This is a genomic window from Nostocoides sp. (assembly GCF_037045025.1).
Lineage (GTDB): Bacteria > Actinomycetota > Actinomycetes > Actinomycetales > Dermatophilaceae > Nostocoides_A.
This window is the reverse complement of record NZ_JBAOHM010000007.1, coordinates 569,367-587,331: the sequence shown is the minus strand read 5'-3', so window position 1 is coordinate 587,331 and position 17,965 is coordinate 569,367. Positions and strand designations below refer to the sequence as shown.

Genomic DNA, 17,965 nt, shown 5'->3' with positions numbered 1-17,965 from the left:
CGACGCCTCCGGATGTGGGGGTCGCTTCGATGCAGGCGAGATAGTTGGTGCGGTCGGCCTGGGTTGGAAGCAGCTTCAGCCGCTGGCGGTCGGCCTTCCATTTGTTGAATCAGCAGGCCCACCGCGCACTCGGCAACGCTGCCTCGGTGCTCAGGTTCAGCGGAAGCGATGCGCTATCTCGAGAAGACGCTCGTCGAGGTAGGCCGTGTGCCCGGGCAACGGCGCCATGACACTGCGAGCAGAGTCCCAGGCGGCTTCGAGCAGCCCGGCTGTTTCCCTGACCGTGGCCAAGGTCTGCCCCTTCGGGGCGCCCACGCGCTCGGCTAAGTGCCGGAAGGACTCGGGCGAAACGGTATCGAAGCGACGCGATCTTCCCAGCTTGAGACCGAGATCTTCCGGGCCAGAGAGGTAGGGGGCGGTGCAGACCAGGTCGTATGCCGGTGAGATCGTCGGTCGCCGGGGATCGGCATACATCAGCGATGTGTTCTTCAGATGCATGTCGCCGTTGCCGATCGCATAGGAGAAGAAGAGGCGGCGCACGAACTGCAGGTAGGACGAGAGGTCATGGCGGCGGTAGACGAGGGCGGCAGCGGTTTCAAACGACCCGGCATACTTCTCCTCTGGGTAGAAGCCGCGAACCTGTGCCAGGTCTTCGATGTGGATGCGGCCAAAGTCCGTGCGGTCGAATCGCTTGATGGCGTAGGCAGTGCCCTGCCGGGCAGGCCACGCCGCGGAGGGAAGGTCTGGCAGCTCGTCGCGCCTGACGAGCTTGACGTCCGGCGTCGTGATGTCGACCGCCTTGGCCATGGTCATCATGGTGAACTCGTTGCCGGGCAGACCCTGGTGGGCGGCATCGGGCATTTTGGCGATCCAGTCACCGGCACCATCCGTGCTGGGGATGGTCAGCCGGTCGCCCGCCTGCAACATCGAGAACTTCAAGGCGACGCCGGCGAGGCTGAAGCGGTGCTCGGATCCGGGAGGCGATGGGCGGCGCGCAGGTTCGGGGATCACCTGGTCGGGTTCCCAGTCCGGGCTCACCGGACCCGTCACCGCCTCGATCATGATGGCGCCAGGGAGATCGTTGCCCAGGCGACGAAGGAGCATCATTTCCCGATCCGGCTTCACCCCCGCATCCCGGGCGACCCATTCGCGCTGAAGGCCCTCGGGAAGCAAGTTGGAGAACCACGGCGGGAGGCGAAGCGCCGAGGAGACGCGAGCTCGCGGTTGATCCTCGAAGCGCAAACCGAGGACGGGGCGGTTGGGGTCGTCCCAGTAGCCGTCCTGCCATTCCAGCCAGGTGTGGTCGCCGCGCTGTCGCAGGTGACCGACGATCCGGCCACCAAGGGTCACGCGATGGGTCGCGAGTTCCACCTCAGTCGGTCCACGCGTCGGAGGGGTCCTCGTCGTCGTCCAGGTCGAGGTCGGCTAGTGGCGGGGTTGATTCAAATCCCAGACCGGCTTTGAGACTCAAGAAGTTGGCAAGATCGTCGGCGATGAGCTGGGTTCGCTGCTCGACGAGGACGTCCGGAGACACCATGGCTCCGGAATCGTTGAGCCCGGGAAGGAAATGGGACTCGCGGACGTCGGGGGCGTCGTCACGAGTGAACAGGTCATCACCCTCGGCAAGATCGCGCACCAGCTCGACCGGCATGCCGGGCAAGATGAGGCGGTTGCCGACAGCGGCGGAGTTCTCCGGACGTAGCCTCGCCCGAGGAAACAGTTCCGGGACGGCGGCACCGGGAGACGAGGCGCTGTCGAGCGCCGTCGCCAGGTCAGTGTCGGTAAACGGCTCCCCACTGTCGGGAGACAACGGGCCCCGCTGCCACAGGGCGCACAACATGATGTGGCCCGAGGCGTGGTTGGTGCGGAAGCGCGTGGGGTCTGGCCGGTGGAGGTCCGTCTCCGGGGTCGCGGCTAGCAAGGCTTGCACCGATGCGGATTCCTCGCCTGGTCGGATACAGGCAGCCAAAGTCCGCAGCACCCCGGTGGTGCTGCCCTTGGCGACGATGGGGCCGGCCAGTGCTGCCCGCCAGTACCACCGCCGCAGCAGTTCCACATTGCGGGGTCCCGGATCTGGGAAGTGTGCGAAGAATCGTGACAACACGATCAGGAGGTAGCGATAGGCCAAGAACGTGAAATGCGGGACGCCGGCCTCGACCTTGAGGAAGGTGACCGTTCGCTCAAGTGCCGCCAGCGCCTCGGTGTGGGCCGTCTCCATGGTCTCCCCAGGGAAATCGTTGCGCTCCCGCCTCTCGTCATCGAACTCCTGGTGGATGTCCCTCGCCACATCGTGCCCGCGGCGGGCCAGGAAGACCCGCAGGATCGTGTCGTCATCGATGTGCCCCCAATGCAATGCCGTCGCCACGTGCTCTTGCAGGGTGGTCAACGTCGTCGCGGTCCGCGCGGTGACGGCGTCGGGAGCGTGGAGGCCCCAAAAGGCCTCCGCCCGGCTCAGTCGCTTTCCGGCGTTGTTCATCCGGTCGTAGATGTCGCGCAGAGCCTCGTCGTCGTCGGAGCGGACCTCGTAGGCCGGAACGTGAAATTCGCGCAGGCGGGTAGTCGCCTGGTTGATCTCGTCGATCTGGTCGACATACTCGGCGTTTTCCCGTGTCCAGCGAAGCAGCAGATTAAGGTCGAACAGGGTCGGCAGTGGGATCGAGGCGCGCTCGTGAGCGCGGGCGGCCCGCACGCGGAAGGGCTGTTCACTCAGGTCATAGACAAGCTGGAACGGCGGCTTCCCGCCAGCGACCGGGTCGAAGACATTGCTGAACGTCGTGACCCGCTGCTGCCCATCCACGACGTAGAGCGCTTCGTCCAGCTTCGGCGCCGCAATGGTCAGGCCGCCCAGCGTGATCTGCTCCGCCGGGCCCGGGCGTTTCCACATCAGGAGACTGCCGATCGGAAAGCCGCGCAGCACACTGTCGATGAGCGCGACTGCGTCGGGTGTGCCCCACCGCAATCTGCGCTGGAAGTGGGGCACCCGAACTCGCCCCTCGCGGACCAGCGTTACGAGATTGGCCAATGTATAGGTGCGCGCGCTGGGTTCCACATGAAGCGCGGAGGGCCGCTGGGTGCCGGGCTGGATAGCCGTCAACGCTTTCTCCCGTCACGGTCTAGAAGTGTGTCGGGTCTCAGCTTCTCGCATAGCACCGACAGCCGCGGCGTCGGCGCTCCGGGCTGATCGTGTAGCTCAACGGTCGCCCTGGCAGCCGATGACCTACACGATCCTGGCAGGCGGCCGGAGGGACACGGCAGAATGCCGAAGGTGACTGCCGACCGCCCGGAGCCATCGGCCGCCCCGCCGCGGCCGGAACCGCAGCGGGACGACCGGGCGGGCCGGATCATCCTGGTGCTAGCGCTGTGCGGGACGCTGGTCTCGCTGCAGCAGACCCTGGTGCTGCCGTTGCTGCCCGACTTCCCCGAGATTCTCGACACTTCTAGCGAGAACGCCTCGTGGCTGGTCACCATCGTGCTGCTGGCCGCCGCCGTGGGCACGCCGATCGTCTCGCGGCTGGCGGACATGCTCGGCAAGCGCCGGCTGCTCATCGTGTGCCTGATCGCGGTGATTCTGGGCTCGGTGATCGCGGCGCTGAGCCCGTCCTTGCCGGTGGTCATCACCGGCCGCGCCCTCTCGGGACTGGGCGCCTGCCTGATCCCGGTGGGGATCAGCATCATGCGCGACCATCTCCCGGGGGAACGGGTCGGCTCGGGTGTGGCGCTGATGAGCGCCACGCTCGGCATCGGGGGAGCGATCGGCATACCGCTGGCCGGGGTGATCTATCAGCATTTCGACTGGCACGTCCTCTTCCTGGTCTCCGGTGCGTTCGCGGTCCTGATGCTGCTGGCCGTGCTGGCTTTCGTGCCGGAATCGACGGTCGCGACGGGCGGCTCGTTCGACTTGGTCGGCGCCCTGCTGTTGTCCGTGGCGCTCACCTGCTTCCTGCTGCCGGTGAGCAAGGCGGGGGCCTGGGGATGGACGGCGCCGGCGACGTTGACCCTGCTCGCCGCGTCCGGGCTGCTGCTGGCCGCGTGGGTGCCGTGGGAGTTGCGTGTCGGGCAGCCGGTGGTGGACATCCGCACCTCCACCCGGCGCACCGTCCTGCTGACCAATGCCGCCTCGGTGCTGGTCGGGTTCGCGATGTTCGGCAACTTCCTCACCAGCGTCCAGCAGGTCCAGATGCCGACGGCGACCGGCTACGGCTTCGGCCTGAGCGTGGTCGCCACCGGGATGGCGCTGCTGCCCAGCGGGATCATCATGGTCGCCGCATCGCCTGTCGCGGCGTGGCTGATCCGCCGGTTCGGCCCGCGCGAAATCCTCATCGCCGGCTCGATCACCATCGCCATCGGGTATGTCCTGCGCAGCACCTTCCACGGTTCGCTCGCCGAAGTGATCGTCACGGCCGCAGTCGCGAGCCTGGGCACCGCGCTGGCGTTCGCGGCGATGCCGACGCTGATCATGCGCTCGGTGCCGATCACCGAAACCGCATCCGCCAACGGGCTGAACACCCTCCTGCGCTCCATCGGCACCTCCAGCGCTTCGGCGCTGGTCGCGGCGGTCTTCTCGGCGATGGTGCTCGACGGGTATGGGGATGCGGCGGTCCCAAGCTTCTCGGCATACCAGGTCGTCTTTTGGGCGGGCGCGGCCGCCTCCCTCGGGGCGGCCTTCATCGCCGCCTTTATCCGGCCCCGGCAGGCGCCCGTTATCGAGGCCGACCGCGGCGTGCGGCCGGTGGAGAAGGAACGGGTCAAGCATGTTGACGCCGAGCACGAGGTCCTCGTCCGCGGCGTGGTCATTGCCGACGGGGCACCGCGCAAACACGCTGTGGTCACCGTGCTGCACCCGGACGGACGCCACGTCGACTGGTCGCGCGCGGACAACGAGGGCCGCTACGTCCTGGCGCTTCCCGGTCCCGGTCGCTACCTCGTCGTGGTCACCGCCAAGGGCTGGGTGCCGCAATCCGGGCTGCTCGATCTGGCCGGCGGCGACATGGGTGTGCTCGAGCTACCGCGCCGCCTGCTGCTCCTAGGCACGGTCACGGACAATGGCGTCCCCGCGCCCAACGTGCTGCTGTCGGTGATCAGACAATCCGGGGAGTATGTCGCGACCGACCACACCGACCTGATGGGCCGGTATGAGTTGCCGCTGCCGCCGGTCGGCTCGTATGTGCTGACCGCCGTGGACCAGGACAGCGGCCGCACCCGCTCGCGAGCCGTGCACGTCACCGACATGACCACGACGATGGACATCGACCTGGCCACCGGCATCCCCGGATATCACAGCCTGCAGCGCTGAGCGGCCGAGTCCGGATGATCCCCGCCGTCAGGAGTCTCGACGGCCCTCGCGGCGGGCGGCGTTGCGAGCCTGCTTGTAGGCGTCGTGTTCCAGGGCCTGGTCGCGCAGCACGGTCCGCCCGAACCCCCACCAGAGTCCGGAGACAACGCCGGCGATCGCGACGAACATCCAGTGCACGGTGCCGAGGCCGACGAGTAGGCCGAGAACGGCGGTGATGACGGTCAGCACCATGCCGACTCTCGAGTATGTGTTCACGTGAATACCCTGCGTCGTGGGCCGGCGTGCCCGGCCTGCCGTGACATTCTGCTGGCAACGCGGCTGGCGTGGCGTCCACCAGCCGGTGGACGACCCGGGCGAGGGCCGGCCGACCCAGACCCCACGTTGTCCGGCTGGACCGTAATCCCGTGGGCGCGGCCCGGTGCCGAGGGCTGCGGTGACGGCTGTGGCGTGTCAGCACGGGGATCGCTAACTTCGGGGTATGAGCAGCCTCGTGGAGCACAAACTGATGTCGGCACGGGAGGCCATCGACCTGGTGGGGGATGGCCAGACCATTGTCGTCCCGACGGGGGCGGGGGAGCCGCCCACGCTGTTGGCGGAGTTGTCCAAGCGGCGCCGGGAGTTCCACGGCGTCACGATCTCGCAGATCCTGGCCACGAAAGCGTTTGAGTATTTCGACGCGGAGACCGCGGACAACATCCGGCACTGCGCCTACTTCCTTGGGTCGGCGGCGCGACCGGGGGCGCGCGAGGGTTATGGCGACGTCGTCCCCACCCACTTCTCGATGATTCCGGAGATGTTGCGACGCGGGGTGCTTCCCGTTGACATCGTCCTGAGCGTGTGCTCCCCGCCCAATGACAACGACTACGTCTATCTCGGGCTCGCCGCCGACTATGCCATGGCGGCAATCTCGCGGGCGCGCACCGTCATTTTGGAGATCCACCCGGGGGTGCCGCAGACCAACGGGCTGTGCCGGGTGCACTTGTCCGAGGTCACCGCGATCATCGAGAGCCGCGGGGATCTGACCGAGGTTGGCCCCAACCCGATCGGTCCCACCGAGGTCGCGATCGCCCAGCATGTCGCCGAACTCATCCCGGATGGCGCCACCCTGCAGATCGGCTACGGCTCGATACCGGATGCGATCGTCCAGCAATTGACCCACAAACAGGACCTCGGCGTGCATACCGAGATGTTCGGCAACGGCCTGCTCGACCTGATCGAATCCGGCGCGGTGACCAACGAACGCAAGTCGCTGCATACCGGCCAAACCGTGATGACTTTCGCGATGGGCACGACGCGGCTGTACGAGTATCTGCACCGGAACCCGAAGATGCTGATGCTTCCCGTCGACCTCGTCAACGACCCTTATCTCGCCGGCCAGAACGACCTGCTGCACTCGATCAACGGGTCGCTGCAGATCGATCTGATCGGCCAGTGCGGCTCGGAATCGCTTGGCAGCGTGCCCTATTCGGGCACGGGCGGCCAAACCGACTTCGTGCGTGCCGCCAACCGCTCGCGCGGTGGGAAGTCGTTCATCGTCATGCCGTCGACGGCCAAGGGCGGGACCATTTCGCGGATCGTCCCCGTCCTCTCACCGGGCACCCATGTGACGACTCCCAAGAACGACACCGACATTGTCGTCACCGAATTCGGCGTCGCCCGGCTGCGCGGCAAGAACCTCAACCAGCGTGCCCGTGAACTCATCGCGATCGCCCACCCGGACTTCCGCGGCGAACTGACGCATGCAGCCAAGGCGCTGAACCTCACCTACTGACGGCTCCGGGCGGGACGGTGCGCTGCCGGCCTGGTCGTGTGCCCTCGGGGGAACTACGGTTGTTCGTCGGAGGGCGCCGGCGTGTCGCGGTCGCGCTCGAACCGATCGGCCCAGTCCAACAACCCCTCCAGCCCGTATGCCGTGTCATCGATTCTCTCGTGCGGGTCACCGATCGCGGCGAACCGGGCCGGAACGCTGGCCAAGGTCAGGTCGCGGGGGTCGACATCGACGACCTCGTCCCACCGGATCGGCGCCGAGACGCTCCCGGACGGCAGGCCGCGCAGGCTGTATGCCGCGGCGAGGGTGTGATCGCGCGCGTTCTGGTTGAAGTCGATGAAGACGTGTGCCGGGTCGCGGTCCTTGCGCCACCACGCGACGGTTGCCTCCAACGGCAGCCGCGTGGCCACCTCGGTCGCGAACGCCCAGGCGGCGCGACGGACCTCGGCGAACTCCCAATCGGGCCGGATTCGCACATACACATGCAGCCCCGAGCCACCGGACGTCTTCGGGAATCCGATGATCCCCAGCTCGTCGAGCACCTCCCGGGCCACGCCGGCGACTCGCCGCACCCGGTCGAACCCGGCGTCGGGCATCGGGTCGAGATCGATCCGCCACTCGTCGGGGCGGTCGACGTCGGTGGCGCGCACATTCCACGGGTGGAACTCCACCGTCGACATCTGGCACGCCCAGACGATGTCGGCGAGCGAGGAGGGGCAGAGTTCGTCGGCGTGCAGGTGGTAGCGCGGGAAATCGAGCCGCACGGTCGGGACCCAGGCGGGAGCGCCGGAAGGCAGCCGCTTCTGGTAGACCTTCGGCCCGTCGAGCCCGTCCGGGAAACGGTGCAGCATCGTCGGCCGGTCCCGCAGCGCCCGCAGTATGCCGGGTCCGACCGCGACGTAGTAGCGTGCCACGTCCTCCTTGGTCCACCCGTGCTCCGGGAAATAGACCCGCTGCGGACTGGACAGCCGCACCGACCGGCCCTCGACGTCGAGCATGATCGGCTCACCTGCGGGCTCCTTCCTGCCGCCTCCACGCCGTGCCCCCGATCCTGCCCACTTGGCCGAACTCGGTCGCCCCCACCCGGCCTCCTGCGCTGCCTGCCGCCACGCGCGCGGCCCCTGGCCCGCGTCGGCGAAGGGAGTGCCGCGCTCGGCCAGCGCGTCCGCCAACACCATGATCGCCTTGGGCCCAACGCCTTTGACCGCTGCGACCTCGACAATGGTCTTGCTCGCTAGGTCGGCCAACCCGCTCCACCCCTTCGCCTCCAGCGCGCGCTGCGCGGCAGCCGTCAAACCGGCCGGCCGACCCCGAGTTCTCGTCGCTCACGCCACCATCGTGGACCACATCCGGGTGGCGCGCGGCCGGGACGCTAGTTCAACTGGCCCCAGAGCGGGCCACTCACCAAGGCGCTGCCGTCAATCGTGTAGTCGAGTCGATATCCCCAACTGCTCCGCCAGGTTTGCGTGGACTGATAGCACGTGGATGTCCGGAAGTCGAAGGCCGGCAACGTGGTCAGGGAGTTCTGCGCCGTTATGGTGCAGGTATACGTGGTCTTGTAGGCGTATAGGACGTGGCCCGAGGTGGGATGGGTCTGGTCCGGCTGTGAGGTGTCCCGGGCCATCACAGTCCAGCATGCGTTGTTCCCGCTTTGGGCCGTCCAGGTCATGTCGGGGAACGGGAAGCAGGCCGTCACCGAGACGCCGGAGATGGACGTCGTGGTCTTGGTGTTGCGCCACCGGATGTAGACGCTGCTACTCACGTGCTTGGAGCAGCAACGTACCAGGCTACTCGCGGTCAACTCGGCGTTAGTGGCCGGTGATCGGCGCCACCTGCCCGACATAATGACACGTTATCGGTCGCATAACATCATGTTGTATGCTGCAGCCCGTGACCGAGACGATCAAGCGGCCCACGCGGACGGCCGCCACGGGGGCCTGGGCCGACGGCGACCGAACGCCACTGAACGCCAACGAGCGCTTCAAGCAGGCCGACGACGCGCTCAACGTGCAGCAGCGCATCATCGACGTCTACGCCAAGGACGGCTTCGCCTCGATCCCGGGGGAGGACCTCCGGGGGCGGATGCGGTGGCTGGGCCTCTACACCCAGCGCAAGGAAGGCATCGACGGCGGCCAGACGGCGACCCTCGCCCCCGAGGAGTTGGACGCCGAGTACTTCATGATGCGGGTGCGCAGTGACGGCGGCATCCTGTCCACCGAGCAGTTACGGACCATCGGGACCATCAGCACCGACTTCGCCCGCGACAGCGCCGACATTACCGACCGGCAGAACATCCAGCTGCACTGGATCCGCATCGAGGACGTTCCCGAGATCTGGGAGCGCCTGGCCGCGGTCGGGCTGCACACCCTGGAGGCCTGCGGTGACGCGCCCCGCGTGCTGCTCGGTTCACCGGTCGCCGGCATCGCCGCCGACGAGATCGTCGACGGCACGTGGGCGATCGAGCAGATCCGCCGCCGCTACATCGGCAGCCCCGAGTTCTCCAACCTTCCCCGCAAGTTCAAGACCGCGATCTCCGGCTCGCCCGCCCTCGACGTCGTCCACGAAATCAACGACGTCTCCTTCGTCGGCGTGCGCCACCCCCAGCTCGGCCCGGGCTTCGACCTGTGGGTCGGCGGCGGACTGTCCACCAACCCCATCTTCGCCCAACGACTCGGTGCCTTCGTCACGCTGGAGCAGGTGCCCGAGGTCTGGGCCGGCGTCATCGGGATCTTCCGAGACTACGGCTATCGCCGACTGCGCAACCGGGCCCGGTTGAAGTTCCTCATGGCCGACATCGGCCCCGAGCGCTTCCGCGACATCCTCGAGGCCGACTACCTCAACTATCGCCTCCCGGACGGGCCCGCGCCGGCGGAGCCCGAGGGTGGCCGGCGCGACCACGTCGGCATCCACAAGCAACGCGACGGCCGCGTCTGGGTCGGGGCATCCCCGATCGCCGGTCGGGTGAGCGGCGCCATCCTCACCGCGGTCGCCGACCTCGCCGAACGCTTTGGCTCCCAACGGATTCGGCTCACCCCACACCAGAAGCTGCTCATCCTCGACATCGACGAGCGCGACGCGGACGTCGTGGCGGACGCCCTTGCGGCATACGACCTGATTGTGCGGCCGAGTGAGTTCCGGCGGAATGTGTTGGCGTGCACCGGGATCGAGTATTGCAAGCTCGCCTTGACCGAGACCAAGGCACGGGCACGCACGGTCGTCGTCGAGCTTGAGCGGCGTCGACCCGACTTCGACACGCCCCTCGGCATTCACGTCAACGGCTGCCCCAACGCCTGCGCCCGCACCCAGGTCGGCGACATCGGCCTGAAGGGCATGGTGCACCGCACCGCGGACGACGACCTGGAAGAGGTCTTCCAGGTCCACCTCGGCGGCGGCCTTGGCGCCACTCCCAGCGTTGCCCGCAAGACCCGCGCCCTGAAGGTGACTGCCGAGGAATTGCCCGACTACATCGAGCGGGTCACCGGGAAGTATCTCGAACAGCGCCGCGACACCGAGAGTTTCGCGGCCTGGGCCCACCGAGCAGACGAGGACGACCTGCGATGACCGCCATCCCCGCAGCGAGCCTGACCGCCGACATCGAGGACTTCCTCGCCCGCGAGCAGCAGGCGACGGCATACGAAGCGAAGGTGCAACTGGGACGCGACGTGCTTGCCTGGGCGCGCGAGACCTATGGCGACTCGCTGACCATCGCCAGCTCGATGGGCGACGAGATCCTCTTGCACCTGGCCGGGACTGACGGCCCCCGGTTTCGACGTCTTCTTCCTCGACACCGGCTATCACTTCGCCGAGACGCTCGGGACGCGGGACGCGTATGAGGTCATGCTGCCGTTGACGATTCGCACGGTTCATCCCAAGGAGAGCGTTGAGCGTCAAGACGTGCGCTTCGGCCCGCGGCTGCACGACCGCAACCCCGACCTGTGCTGCCGGATGCGCAAGGTCGCTCCGCTCAACGCCGCCCTCGAGGGGTATGCCGCCTGGGTCACCGGCGTGCGCCGCGCTGACGCCACGACCCGGGCCGACTCGCAGCTGATCGAGTGGGACGCCAAGCGGTCGATGATCAAGGTCAATCCGGTCGTCGGGTGGAGTCACGACGAGGCGGATCGGTATGCCGTGGAGAACGGTGTGTTCATGAACCCGTTGCGGGAGTTGGGCTTCGCCTCCATCGGGTGCGCACCGTGCACACGCCCAGTCGGGGCCGGCGAGGACCCCCGTGCCGGACGGTGGTCGGGACAGGACAAGGTCGAATGCGGACTGCACATCTGAGCCGGCCGGACTATCCGGTGACCGTCGATTTGCGCGGCAAGCGGGTCCTCGTCGTCGGTGGGGGAGCGGTGGCCGAGCGGCGCGTGGCCCGGCTGGTCGAGTCCGGCGCCGTCGTCGATCTCGTTGCCCCGCAGGTGACTCCGGAGATCCTCGAGCTGGCCGGCGCGGGCGTCATCATCTGGCATGCCCGCGAATTCGCGCCCACGGATGCCCTGGTGCCGCAGCGCGCGTGGTTGGTGCACACCGCCACCGGCGTGGCCGCCGTGGACTCGGCAGTCGCGGAAGCTGCTGCCGCGGAAGCGATCTGGTGTGTCCGCGCCGATGAGGCCACGGCGTCCGCCGCGTGGACACCCGCCGTCGGCGTCGGCAGGGGGGACGCCGACGGCATCCAGGTCGCCGTCACCGCGGGTGGGGACCCGCGCCGGGCCATGGCTCTGCGCGATGCGATCGTGCTGGGCCTGGAGACCGGTGAGCTGCCCAGTCGCCGTTTGCGGGAGCCCGCCGAGCCGAGGGAGTGCCGGGTCGCGCTCGTCGGTGGCGGCCCGGGCGCCGAGGACCTGATCACGGTCCGCGGCCGCAAACTGCTCGCCCAGGCCGACGTCGTCGTCACCGACCGGCTTGGACCCACAACGCTGTTGGCGGGGTTGGCGCCAGGGGTCGAGGTCATTGACGTCGGCAAGACCCCAGGCAATCACCCGGTCCCGCAATTGGAAATCAACGAGACCCTGGTGCGGCATGCCAAGGAGGGCGCGCTCGTGGTGCGCCTCAAGGGCGGCGACCCGTTCGTGCTCGGCCGCGGCGGCGAGGAGATGCTGCATTGCGCGGCCCACGGCATACCGGTTGAGGTTGTGCCCGGCGTGACCTCCGCGGTCTCCGTGCCCGCCGCAGCCGGAATCCCGGTGACCCACCGCGGGGTCACCGCGTCCTTCGTGGTCGCCTCCGCGCACGACGGACCCGACTCGGTGCTGGCCGCCGCGCGCCACGCCGCCGCGGACGCGACCCTCGTGCTGCTGATGGGCACGACGCGGCTCGCCGATACCGCGAGGGCACTCATCGCCGCCGGCCGCAGCCCGGACACGCCCGTCGCGATCATCGAGTCCGGCTGGACCGAGCGGCAGCGCACCACGATCACCACCCTGGCCGATGCGCCCGCCGCGGCCCGAGCGGCCGGCGTCCGCCCACCCGCCGTCGTCGTGGTCGGCGATGTCGTCGGCGTGCGCGAGCAGCTGCTCGCGCTCGCGCCCGCCGCGCCCGCACTGGTCTGAACGTCGGCGCCGAGGGTGACTGATGTCGTCGTGCTCGCGCACGGCTCGCCCGACCCGCGCCACGCTCGCGACATCGACCATCTCGTATGCCGCGTGGCCGCCCTCGCCCCCCACCTGCGGCCCCGGGTCGCCTCCCTCGACCACCACCGGCCGACAATCGGTGACGCCGCAGCTGCGTTGAAGGGCGGCGCGGGCCCGATCGTCGTGGTGCCGGCTCTGGTGACCCGCGCCTACCACGCCCGCGTCGACGTCCCTACGGCCGCGGGCGAACTCGCTACCCGGAGCGGGCGTCGGGTTATCACGACAGATTCACTCGGCCCCCATCCGCTCCTTGCTGTCGGCGTCGGCGAACTGGTGGCCGGTCATGCCGGCGATGTCATCATCTTCCTCGGCGGGTCGACGCAGCCGGGCGCCATCGAAGAGGTAGTAGACGTGCTGTCGGCCTACCTGCCCGCGATCCGCCGCTATGCGTTCGCCACCCTCGACGGCCGGCTGCCCCTGCAGGAGGCCATCGACGACCTGGCCGGGCCCGCCGATGTCACCGCGGTCGGTGCGGTCCTCGCCGACGGCGTGCTGCGCGACCGCATGGCGCGGCAGTGCGCGGCATACGGCATCGAGCTGGTCCCGGGAGTCCTGGCGCGCACCGAAGCGATCGCTCGGCTGGTGCTCGCGCGGGTCGACGCGCAAGAGCAGCGGAAATCGCCATCGGGCGGCTAGGGTCTGTCTGGTTGTGGTCGGGGTCCCCGCGAAGTATCGGAGCGACGAAGGAGCGGAGAACTTTGTGGGGTGACTAGTGGCTATCGACCGTCATCGAGCAGCGCTTCGAGAATGGGCCGGAAGGGACCGAGATCGATGTCGTGCTGGTCTGCATAGACGACGACCGAGGTCCCGGCCGCCCCGCCCGCGTGTGCGAGTTGCAACCGGGCCCGCTCCTGGACCACGTCAGCGCCAAGCTGCACGGCCCCGAGGAACACCAGCGGAGTGACCAGCACACCGAGGGCGATCGCTAGCCCGGCCAGCCCACGGCGCGGCCCACGCACCAGGGCTATCGCACCCAAGATAAGTCCCACCGTGACGACGATATCCATCGCCACCCACCCGGTGAGCCACAGCAGCCCGTCGCCCAGGGGGTCCTTCGAGATGAGGCTTATCGAAGCGATCGCTTGATAGAGCAACAAGGCTCCAAGCAAGGTCCCGGCGATGACCACCGTAAGCGCCGTCCAGCTCAGTCGCGCCCGCTTGACGCTCTTGGGTCGGCTGCCCGCTGGTGTCGAGGCGGCAACCGGAGTGTCGAAGGGCGTGACTGGCGACGACGAATACGGACGGGCCGGCAGTTCCGAACCAGGGCTGGATGCGGGCGGATACGCCGGCGTCGAAAAGTCAAAGGCAGCGTGGGAATCAGTGCCTCCCCTGAGGGGAGCGCCGTCGATGAAAGGCTTTCGAATGGGGCGGTCGCCCGAGTAGGCGTCCGGATCGGTAAGCCGAAGGTCATCGGGCGACCAGGGTGGATCGTCCATCCGGACATCTCCTTCCCGGTTAGCGCCGTAGACCTCATGGTACGAATCCCCTGGCGCGGTGTATGTCCCCCAATGAGGGGACTGGTTGTTACCCACCTTTCGCGGCAAGTTGACCATGGCTGGCGCCGACTACTCGGCGGTGCCGGGCCAGGGCTGGCACTTGGTGCGGGAGGACGATCATGAGCTGGAACTTCGACGACCCCCCTGGCGGGGAGGGTGGGACTCAGGCCGCTGCAGGCACCGGGTCGGGCCCCGCCTTTTCGGCCCCGAGCCTCGGATCACCTGAGCGCGCCCCCATGACGAGAGCCCCGAGTTTCGAGTGGCCTGAACCAGCTGGCGGACCCGCCACACCCATGAGTGGAAATGCCGACCCGTGGGGCTACGACGTGCCAGATCCGAATAGCGGGGGCGGGGTTGCCCTTCCTCCGGGGAAGCCACCGACGCTGTGGATCGCCGCGGCGGCCGCCTGTGCCAGCCTTGCGCTCGTGGGTGGACTGGCCGCCGTGTTCGTGCTCGACCGGTCGCTTGTCCTCGCCGCGATCTGTTGGCTCCTCGCCGGTCCGGTGGCCGTTCTCGTTCTGGGCCAGTTCGTTCGGCTCGACGAGCGGCAACGGGCACGCGCCTTCTACGAGGGGGACTGGGCGCGACCAGCCTCGATCGCCGTGGGGGTGGCCGCCTTGCTCGGCGTGGTCGTCTCTGCATACGTCATCGCGGATTGGGTGGCCACCCGATGATCCGCGTCGGTAGCCTCGCATCCGGGATTGCTCTCTCGCTTGGTCTGGCCGGCCTGACCGGCATCGGTGTCCCATCGACGGGGGCACAGCCAGTGGCCGGCGAGCAACCTGCCGAAGCGGCCCTGTCCGCCGCCTCGAGCGGCATCGCCAAGTTCGGTTCCTGCATGAGCGGCAAGCGCACGGCAGACGTGGTTCTGCTGCTGGACGAGTCCGGGTCACTTGCCACCAGCGACCCGAACGGCGCGCGCGTCGACGCCGCGCAATACCTGGTCAAGCAATGGAGCGCGCTGAGTATTGAGACCAGTGTCAAGATCGCCATCCAGACGATGGGCTTTTCCGAGAACGTCCAGGATGCGTCCGGGAAGTGGCTCGACGCGGGCAAGGACTATCCCCAGCTGAAGGCCGACCTGGAGGCCTTCCGGGCCAGGAATACCGGTGCCCAAACCGACTACTGGATGGCGCTGGACGGAGCACGCAAGGCGTTGGCCGAACGTGCCCAAAAGGGCGGCTCCACGTGTCAGGCAATCCTGTGGTTCAGCGACGGCAAGCTCGATGCCTTTTCGACCTACACGGCCGTGATTGATGGCAAGCAACAGTCCGTCACCAAGCCCTACCTCGACTCGAAGTCCACCGACAACGCCGCCGCTACCGCGGCGGCGAGCAAGGACTTGTGCCGCAAGGGCGGGGTGGCCGATCAGGTCCGCTCCTCCGATGTCGCCACCTTTGCTGTGGGGCTTGCCGCGGGGACCGCGACCCGGGCCGACTTCGACCTGATGGAGGCAATCGCCCTGGGCAAGAACGGCTGTGGTGCCGTGTCGGCGTCTGGGACGGGGGACTTCCACCTGGCCACCGATATCGACGAACTCATCCTCGCCTTCGACGCCGTCCGCACGCCCGGCCAACTCCCGATCGAACAGCGCCTCGGCGTCTGCCAGGGTCAGATCTGCCCGGCCCATTCCCACCGATTCGTGCTCGATGACTCGATAACGCGGGTCCATATCACCGCGTCGGCGACCGTCCCAGGACTCAAACTCTTCGTCGTCCCGCCCACGGGCAAGGCCGTCGAACTGCCCAGGGAGCAGGAGACGAAAACCCGCGTCGGCGCCGCAACGGTGACCAGCGATGGGCTCTCGCAACGGACCACGTCCTTGGACTTCGCCTCCGCGGGAACGTGGACCGGAGTGTGGTCGGTCGTCTTCGTCGACCCCGATAAGGCTTCCGGAAACGCGAAGTCCATTACCAACCTCGAACTGTCTGCCGACGTGGAGCCGGCCATCACCTTGCCCGACAAAATCTACGCTGGCGAGAAGTCGGCGCCGGTTAAGATCGGGCTGCAGCATCACGACGGAAGCGTCATCAACCCGGCCGACCTGCTGGGCACGTTCGCGATGTCCTTGGATTTCACCGACTCGGCAGGTAAGCGACTCCCCGTCGCGGCCGGACTTGACGCGGCGGCCCTGCGCGAGCCACTGACGCTCGATCTGACCAACGCGGCCGATGGGAAGGGAACTCTGACGGCCACCGTTGCCCTGACAACCGCGCCCGTCAAACCGGCCAAGGGATCGAGGATCCCCGGCACCAAGCTGAGCCCGGAATCGGCCGATTTCGATGTCGCGGTGCTTCCCCCCGTCAACTTCCCGATCGTCGCTGACGCCGTGAACTTCGGCACCTCCACGGGCGCCGCCAAGGCAGCTGCGGCCCTGAAGGTCACCGGGCCAGGCTGCGTCTGGATCGATGCACCAGCGGTGACTGCGTCCCCGGAGAGGGCCGGGGAGATCGGTGTTACGAGTTCGGCGAACTCGTCCTCGAATTGCCTGCGGCTGGCCCAGGGCGAGTCGGGGACCCTCCCGATCACGTTCACGTCCACGGCGGCAGCGAACGGGGCCGTTACCGGCACGGTCACCGCCCACCTCGCTCCCGAAGGCGAACTGGATCGGGCCCGCACGAAACCGGTGGCGTTCACCGCGAACCTCGACAAAGCGCCCAACACCACCAAGAAGCTGTTCGCCTTCTTCGTTGCGCTGGCTCTCGGCATTGGCATCCCCGTTGCGCTGATGTATCTCGTCAAACGGCTGAACTCGAAGATTCCGCCGCTGCCGCTCATTCCCGGCGTCTTCGACATCGCGCTCGAGGGTGGGCAGGTCGTTCGAGACGGTATGCCGTTTGCCGTCCAACCGCACGAGTTGCGCGATCCGATCCCGATCCCGGCCGGAGGAGCCTCCCGGCTGACCATCGGTCCGGCCGAGTTGCGGGTGAGCAACGGGTGGTCGCCGTTCGGCCCGGGACAGGTGCTCGCCAGCGTCGCCGGCGCCGCCGGCATCTCCGCCACCCGAACGACCCCCCGCAAGGACGGTGCCGCGGAACTGCCGCTCGCCATACACAACAACTGGGCGCTCTTCAATGCACCGGAACGCGGGCCGGGACACGGCCGCCTGCTTCTGCTCGTGGGCGGGGACGCCTCGCCGGACAAGAAACAGGGATTGATCTCCGAGGCCCTGGGCCAGGTTCCCCAGCGCCTTCTCGAGTTGGCCGGGGCCGCGTCCACCGCGGCATCGACCGGGCTCACCGATCCCGGCGGCGGCGAGCAACCGGGCCCGCGCCTGACCGACCCCGACGCCGCCTGGACTCACTCGCCGACCGCCACCCGCGACCCGTGGGAGGAGGCCGGGGTGTTTGGCTCCGCTCCTTCGGGCGCGGCGGAAACGCGGCAGTCGCCGGAACCGGCCGGTGCGGGAGACCCGTGGTCCTTCGCCGAGCCTTCCCCCGGCACCGAAACCGACAATCCGTGGGCCGCTCCAACGGTGTCTTCGTCGGGCCAGTCAGACCCATGGGCCCCCACCGGACCCGTGCCGCCGAGCCCGCAGACCGACCCTTGGTCGAGCCAACCCGCCAGCGCCCCCGCAGGTACGGGAGCGGCGTTCGCCCACCCGGACGATGTGACGATGCCACGGGCTGGCAGTTCGGTCGAGGATCCCGATCAGTGGCAGACGCAACCTCGCCCCAAGCCCGAGGGCGAGCCGCCGGTTGCCGCGCCGGAGGCGAACCGCACGCCCCCACCACCGAGCTTCGACTTCTCGGCCCTCGACAACCCCGACCAAGCGCGCTGA

15 protein-coding genes are annotated in these 17,965 nt (G+C 68.2%); 9 read left to right on the top strand and 6 right to left on the bottom strand.

Features of this window, described 5'->3' with window-relative positions; translation table 11 throughout:
* Nucleotides 1–156 precede the first annotated feature (156 nt).
* Both V9G19_RS07440 and V9G19_RS07435 read right to left on the bottom strand, forming a co-directional pair.
* Complete coding sequence (locus V9G19_RS07440) at nt 157–1,350, bottom strand: type II toxin-antitoxin system HipA family toxin (RefSeq protein ID WP_462285047.1); 1,194 nt, start codon at nt 1,348–1,350, stop codon at nt 157–159.
* A 22-nt stretch (nt 1,351–1,372) separates the two neighbouring features.
* Nucleotides 1,373–3,049 carry a GmrSD restriction endonuclease domain-containing protein gene (locus V9G19_RS07435; protein ID WP_462284831.1) on the bottom strand — a complete coding sequence of 559 codons (1,677 nt, stop codon included), beginning with the start codon at nt 3,047–3,049 and terminating at the stop codon, nt 1,373–1,375.
* Between the two features lie 216 nt (nt 3,050–3,265).
* On the opposite strand from V9G19_RS07435, the gene V9G19_RS07430 reads away from it, so the two are divergent.
* Nucleotides 3,266–5,293: an MFS transporter gene (locus V9G19_RS07430; RefSeq protein ID WP_462284830.1), complete on the top strand. Its 2,028-nt coding sequence runs from the start codon at nt 3,266–3,268 to the stop codon at nt 5,291–5,293.
* Nucleotides 5,294–5,320: 27 nt separating this feature from the next.
* On the opposite strand, the gene V9G19_RS07425 is transcribed toward V9G19_RS07430, so the two are convergent.
* The gene (locus tag V9G19_RS07425; protein ID WP_462284829.1) at nt 5,321–5,548 is read right to left on the bottom strand and encodes a hypothetical protein; all 228 of its coding nucleotides are present in this window, start codon (nt 5,546–5,548) and stop codon (nt 5,321–5,323) included.
* Between the two features lie 223 nt (nt 5,549–5,771).
* Here V9G19_RS07425 and V9G19_RS07420 point away from each other — a divergent pair, with 223 nt between their 5' ends.
* Nucleotides 5,772–7,064 (top strand): acetyl-CoA hydrolase/transferase family protein, encoded by a 1,293-nt coding sequence (locus V9G19_RS07420; protein WP_462284828.1) that lies wholly within the window; start codon nt 5,772–5,774, stop codon nt 7,062–7,064.
* A gap of 53 nt (nt 7,065–7,117) precedes the next feature.
* On the opposite strand, the gene V9G19_RS07415 is transcribed toward V9G19_RS07420, so the two are convergent.
* Complete coding sequence (locus V9G19_RS07415) at nt 7,118–8,356, bottom strand: DNA polymerase domain-containing protein (protein ID WP_462284827.1); 1,239 nt, start codon at nt 8,354–8,356, stop codon at nt 7,118–7,120.
* A gap of 77 nt (nt 8,357–8,433) precedes the next feature.
* The gene (locus tag V9G19_RS07410) at nt 8,434–8,823 is read right to left on the bottom strand and encodes a hypothetical protein (RefSeq protein ID WP_462284826.1); all 390 of its coding nucleotides are present in this window, start codon (nt 8,821–8,823) and stop codon (nt 8,434–8,436) included.
* 116 nt (nt 8,824–8,939) lie between these two features.
* Here V9G19_RS07410 and V9G19_RS07405 point away from each other — a divergent pair, with 116 nt between their 5' ends.
* From V9G19_RS07405 to V9G19_RS07385, 5 genes are read left to right on the top strand one after another with little or no spacing between them, the layout of a single operon-like run.
* Complete coding sequence (locus V9G19_RS07405) at nt 8,940–10,622, top strand: nitrite/sulfite reductase (RefSeq protein WP_462284825.1); 1,683 nt, start codon at nt 8,940–8,942, stop codon at nt 10,620–10,622.
* Nucleotides 10,619–10,894, top strand: coding sequence for a hypothetical protein (locus V9G19_RS07400; protein ID WP_462284824.1), 276 nt, complete (start codon nt 10,619–10,621; stop codon nt 10,892–10,894). The genes V9G19_RS07405 and V9G19_RS07400 overlap by 4 nt, the downstream gene beginning before the upstream one ends.
* Nucleotides 10,812–11,342, top strand: a complete 531-nt coding sequence (locus V9G19_RS07395) for a phosphoadenylyl-sulfate reductase (protein WP_462285046.1) — start codon at nt 10,812–10,814, stop codon at nt 11,340–11,342. The genes V9G19_RS07400 and V9G19_RS07395 overlap by 83 nt, the downstream gene beginning before the upstream one ends.
* Nucleotides 11,324–12,607 carry a uroporphyrinogen-III C-methyltransferase gene (gene cobA / locus V9G19_RS07390; protein ID WP_462284823.1) on the top strand — a complete coding sequence of 428 codons (1,284 nt, stop codon included), beginning with the start codon at nt 11,324–11,326 and terminating at the stop codon, nt 12,605–12,607. Before V9G19_RS07395 ends, cobA begins: the two co-directional genes overlap by 19 nt.
* A 15-nt stretch (nt 12,608–12,622) precedes the next feature.
* Nucleotides 12,623–13,324: a sirohydrochlorin chelatase gene (locus tag V9G19_RS07385; RefSeq protein ID WP_462284822.1), complete on the top strand. Its 702-nt coding sequence runs from the start codon at nt 12,623–12,625 to the stop codon at nt 13,322–13,324.
* An 80-nt stretch (nt 13,325–13,404) separates the two neighbouring features.
* On the opposite strand, the gene V9G19_RS07380 is transcribed toward V9G19_RS07385, so the two are convergent.
* The gene (locus V9G19_RS07380) at nt 13,405–14,124 is read right to left on the bottom strand and encodes a hypothetical protein (protein ID WP_462284821.1); all 720 of its coding nucleotides are present in this window, start codon (nt 14,122–14,124) and stop codon (nt 13,405–13,407) included.
* 353 nt (nt 14,125–14,477) lie between these two features.
* On the opposite strand from V9G19_RS07380, the gene V9G19_RS07375 reads away from it, so the two are divergent.
* Entirely contained in the window at nt 14,478–14,858 is a 381-nt protein-coding gene (locus V9G19_RS07375; RefSeq protein WP_462284820.1) for a hypothetical protein, read from the top strand.
* Nucleotides 14,855–17,965: a vWA domain-containing protein gene (locus V9G19_RS07370; protein ID WP_462284819.1), complete on the top strand. Its 3,111-nt coding sequence runs from the start codon at nt 14,855–14,857 to the stop codon at nt 17,963–17,965. The genes V9G19_RS07375 and V9G19_RS07370 overlap by 4 nt, the downstream gene beginning before the upstream one ends.

Bases quoted from the DNA above. Each gene is read 5' to 3' on its own strand.
- V9G19_RS07375 (WP_462284820.1), top strand. From the start codon at position 14,478: ATGAGTGGAAATGCCGACCCGTGGGGCTACGACGTGCCAGATCCGAAT.
- V9G19_RS07400 (WP_462284824.1), top strand. From the start codon at position 10,619: ATGACCGCCATCCCCGCAGCGAGCCTGACCGCCGACATCGAGGACTTC.
- V9G19_RS07380 (WP_462284821.1), bottom strand. From the start codon at position 14,124: ATGGACGATCCACCCTGGTCGCCCGATGACCTTCGGCTTACCGATCCG.
- V9G19_RS07370 (WP_462284819.1), top strand. From the start codon at position 14,855: ATGATCCGCGTCGGTAGCCTCGCATCCGGGATTGCTCTCTCGCTTGGT.
- V9G19_RS07420 (WP_462284828.1), top strand. From the start codon at position 5,772: ATGAGCAGCCTCGTGGAGCACAAACTGATGTCGGCACGGGAGGCCATC.
- cobA (WP_462284823.1), top strand. From the start codon at position 11,324: ATGCGGACTGCACATCTGAGCCGGCCGGACTATCCGGTGACCGTCGAT.
- V9G19_RS07405 (WP_462284825.1), top strand. From the start codon at position 8,940: ATGCTGCAGCCCGTGACCGAGACGATCAAGCGGCCCACGCGGACGGCC.